This window comes from Candidatus Poribacteria bacterium (genome assembly GCA_021162805.1).
Classification (GTDB): Bacteria; Poribacteria; WGA-4E; order B28-G17; family B28-G17; genus JAGGXZ01.
In genome coordinates this window covers 1-4,336 of the sequence record JAGGXZ010000184.1, presented here as the reverse complement: position 1 = coordinate 4,336, position 4,336 = coordinate 1, and the positions used below count along the sequence as shown (strand labels likewise).

General features: G+C 49.4%; 6 protein-coding genes. All 6 read left to right on the top strand.

Translation table 11 applies throughout. From position 1 onward, the window contains the following. Window positions 1–416, top strand: a 416-nt coding sequence (locus J7M22_14720; GenBank protein MCD6507858.1) for a hypothetical protein, incomplete at its 5' end; no start/stop codon positions are given. 67 nt (window positions 417–483) lie between these two features. After that, on the top strand, window positions 484–783 hold the full coding sequence (locus J7M22_14715; protein MCD6507857.1) for a hypothetical protein: 300 nt from the start codon (window positions 484–486) through the stop codon (window positions 781–783). A 53-nt stretch (window positions 784–836) separates the two neighbouring features. After that, window positions 837–1,769, top strand: coding sequence for a PD40 domain-containing protein (locus J7M22_14710; protein MCD6507856.1), 933 nt, complete (start codon window positions 837–839; stop codon window positions 1,767–1,769). A gap of 109 nt (window positions 1,770–1,878) precedes the next feature. Then, the gene (locus J7M22_14705; protein ID MCD6507855.1) at window positions 1,879–2,187 is read left to right on the top strand and encodes a hypothetical protein; all 309 of its coding nucleotides are present in this window, start codon (window positions 1,879–1,881) and stop codon (window positions 2,185–2,187) included. A 47-nt stretch (window positions 2,188–2,234) separates the two neighbouring features. Next, window positions 2,235–3,221, top strand: a complete 987-nt coding sequence (locus tag J7M22_14700) for a PD40 domain-containing protein (protein ID MCD6507854.1) — start codon at window positions 2,235–2,237, stop codon at window positions 3,219–3,221. Between the two features lie 256 nt (window positions 3,222–3,477). Beyond that, on the top strand, window positions 3,478–4,336 hold an 859-nt coding region (locus J7M22_14695; protein MCD6507853.1), incomplete at its 3' end, for a prepilin peptidase.

The window sequence follows — 4,336 nt, the reverse complement described above, 5'->3', positions numbered from 1 at the left end:
TGAAAAAGCTGTATGAGAGATGGATACGAAGGGTGTTTCCTGTCTTCTATTATCCTTCTAATCTGTCCGTGGATAAGATCCCTGAGAGGATCGCGATGAGGATATTATCCAAATATAGGATTTTCCGACGGGGTGATAAGGTTGTGGGATACACGAGGTGGAGTGAAAGTGGAGGGGGTGGTGTCCGTGATCCTAGATCGCTTGATGAGGATGTGGAGGAGATGGTGAGGGCGGTTCAAACTGCCGTAAGATCACCTGTCAGATGGTATACTTCTCCTGGCAGCAGGTATGAGACCTATCTTCGCCGTCAGGGGTATAGTTTTGAACCTTTAGAGGAAGTGATAATGCTTAGGCCTATAGGGGAAGAGATAGATCTGGGAGATATGGAGGTGACCTTCTGGGGAATATATTGGTGATGATCTGAAAGGTTTCCGTCATCTCCTTTCGGGAAGGGCGTTAAATCCAAGAGGGAGGTGAGCGAGGATGCAGATCATAGGGGAGTATGCAAAGGAGCAGATGAAGAGGAAGGTGTCACAGTTCATCCTGTCGGAGGCAGGAAGGGCAGGATACCGCAACGCCTTCTCGATGGCTGCTCTGGTGACGGCTTCATCGCTGGCTGCTATGCTTTTAGGTATTGGGCGCTCCTCAGCCCAACATGGACCTTTATGCGAGTCAGATGCGGATTGCCCACCTGATATGCCCTATTGTTGCCCCGGAGCTAAGGACGCCCAAGGGAACGTTCTCTTCTACGAGTGCTGGCCGGATTCACCCTGTCCTTTATGAATGTGTTTAGGCAGGGGGATATCTTCCCCCTGCAGGTGTCAGGAGGAAAGCACATGAAGGTTAAACCTGTTTCATTTTTCATCCTGTCCTTCATTGCTGCTCAAGCCGTGATGGCAATGGAACCAATGATCGCTTTCACCTTGATTGGAAAAGCCGGCACCTATGTGATGAACCTTAATAGCGGAAAGCGGAGGTTCATCTCTGCAGGGAAACACCCTCGCTTCTTCCCCGACGGCAGGAGGATAGGACTTGTTAACTTCGGGAGGATAGAGCTGGTTGATATAACCTCAAATCAGATAGGCAACCCCAAGCCGATTGATTTGCCACATGAAGCTTGGAGCTTCGACTTCTCGCCCGACGGAAAGGAGATCGTATACAGCGGCAAAACTGGAGGCGAAAACGAAGACCTCTTCATCTTCTCATTCAAAGATGGATCTGTGAGGAAGATCACCGACACGCCCGATATCAACGAAGAGTTCCCCAGGTTTTCCCCCGATGGGGAGAAGGTTCTCTTCTGGGCATATACCCTGAGGAGGATGGATTTCTATATCGGGATCGTGGATATCGATACCGGTAGAGGATGGAGGATCGAGACGGATCGAGAAAAACATGGGTGGGAGTTCGAGCCGGATTGGTCTCCCGATGGGAGGAGGGTGGTTTTCTCTTCGCGCAGCGGCGAGGGATATAACCTATTTCTTTACGATCTGGACAATGGTCACGAGAAGCAATTGACGAAATTACGCTGCTATGCGAGAGGACCGGTTTTCTCACCTGATGGGGGGAAGATCGCATTTCGATGTGCTGTTAAGGAGTTTGGGAATAAGACGGACATTTTCATCCTCGATTTGGGTAGGAAGAAGCTAGCTAACATAACGAACACACCGGATGAGTCTGAGTCTGTTGAGGATTGGTTTGATCCGCGATTTGCCTATCCAGTTGATCTGATTCGAAAGTTGTTCACAATGTGGGGGATGATAAAACGATGAAGGGAAGGAGATAGCAGTGGGAAGGGAACCATCAAAAGGCTTTCGCCGTTTCCTTTCCGGTCTTTTCGGGAAGGGCGTTGAATTCCAAAAGGGAAGGAGGTGAGCGGGGATGCAGGTCATGGGGGAGTATGCAAGGGAGCAGGTGAGGAGGAAGGTGTCACAGTTCATCCTGTCGGAGGCCGGCAGAGTCGGATACCGCAACGCCTTCTCGATGGCCGCTCTGGTAACAGCTTCATCACTGGCTGCCATGCTGCTATCCGCCCACTCTGTTAAAGCAGAAGAATTTAACTGTGGCGATAAGAACTGTGCTACTGAGTACTGTTGTATAGTCCAAGAGCCTGGTGGTAATTGGGTTTACAAATGCTCCAACGAGAGTTCTTACCCTGGAGGTCAACCTTCACATTGTTGGCCTATATAGTAGACCCGGGAGGGTATCCCCTCCCGGAATCCCATGGAGGGATGAGGATGTCTCCCAGATATAACTTGATGGGATTTGTATTGATCTGGTTTCTAATAATCTCACCCATCTCATCGGCAGACCTCAAGGACATCAAGCTCGTTTACTCTACCTGGAGGAAGGACGGCAGCCAGGACATCTATTTGATAGAAGATATAAACCTAAAACACCTGAAACCGATCAGGCTGACTCAACATCCTGCCCCGGATTTCCACCCACGCTGGTCGCCGGATGGCAAAAACATCGTCTTCGTGTCAAGGAGGGACGGGAACGATGAGATCTACATCATGGACATCACGAGCGGCGAGATCGAACGGTTAACCCACAACCCCGCCCGAGATCTAGAACCTGCTTGGTCTCCTAAAGGTAGAAAGATAGCTTTCATCTCGAATAGAGATCCCGGAAATAGCGGTGGGATATATGTCATGGATCTCCCGAGCAGGAAGATCACATATCTAACCCCAAACATGCCGTCAGCAAATGGTGTTGCCTGGACTCCAGACGGGCGGAGGATAGCCTTCGTATCGCACAGGGGAAGAGGGGATATCCTTTCTCTGATAGATATCGCCAGTAGGGAAGTTAAGAAACAAACACTTCTGCCATCGAACTACTGTCATGGGTTTTGCCTCTCACCGGATGGGACGAAGGTCACCTTCTCTTCTGACCATGAGGGCGGTCAGTTTGATATCTTCACGATGGATCTATCAGGTGGGAACCTCAGGAATTTGACTGAGAATACGGCTCTTTTTGAGTGGGATCCCTGTTGGACGCCGGACGGGCGATTTATCGCTTTTTCATCTAACAGGAAGGGGAGTTTCGATGGAAATGACATCTACTTTATGACACTTGAGGGAGAGATAGTAAAGCAACTTAAACTTGAAGGATACAACCTTGAGCCTGACGTATTTGATCCGAATTACAAGTATCCTGTCTCACCCCTAATTGATCTGAGGATGCTCATGTGGGGGATGATAAAAAGAGGTGCGATCCGATGATGAGCGACGGGGATTTCTCTCCTTTATCATAAGAGAGGCTTTCAATCCAAGGGATAAGGAGGTGAGTGAGGGCATATCAAGCGAAAGAGACGGTGTGGGTTAAGGATCTGGAAAGTGGGAAGGAGTTCATGTTCCTGGAAGGAGAATTTTTCCCATCGTCATGGGGATATCCTCTATATAGATATGAGGTTTCGCCACGACGGAAATTACCGGGTATATGGGGTTTGCTTAAATTAGCAACGGATGTGTCTCGACGATGAGTGGGTATGAGTATCTGATAACTTCCCTCGCTTTACTGGGTTGCTCACATGCCTCATATACAGACCTGAAGGAGGGAAAGATATACAACATATGCACCTTCGCCCTCATATACGGGGGAATTCTCGTTCAGATCATCTATTTTCTCATAGGCGCTATCTCATTTTCCTCCGCCCTTGGTGTTATCCTTGCAGGGGGATTGATCTCATTCCTGATGTATTGGCTCGGCACCCTCGCGCCGGGGGATGCGAAACTGCTATGGGGTATTTCCATGATGTTTCCTCCAGCTCTCCTCCACTCGTCCCCGGGACGTATCAAATACCCACCCGTCGTGATCCTGATGAACACCCTGTTCCTCTTCTTCTGGTTCGCCCTCTTGTATATCTTCGTCAAAAGCTCGAAGGAGGGAAGACGGAAAGCATTCCAGATGATCCTCTCCCCCAAGGATCTTCCTCGAAAACTCGCTCAATACGTCGTCAATATGTTCTGTTTCTTAGCCTTCACGACATGTGTGTATTTCGCTATCCTCTACATCTTCTCCGTTCAGCTCAGAGGGTTACCTCGCCTGGCCCTCGTCATCCTCCTTTATTACGCCCTCAACAGGCTGATCCAACAGCATCTGCCTGAGAGGAGATATATCATCTACCTGCTCGTCTTCCCGCCTTTCCTGTTTTTGACCCTCTTCGCCACTTCCGTGCTTCCGGCGCTTTTGAAATCTTCCCTCATCGTCGTCGGAGTTTATGTGCTTGTGAACTTCTTTTTACGATCCTTCGTGTTGGTTCTGGACTCCATCACCCTTTCACGCCCGGTATCGATCTTTGATCTAAAAGAGGGAATGATCCTAGCCGAAAGGATAG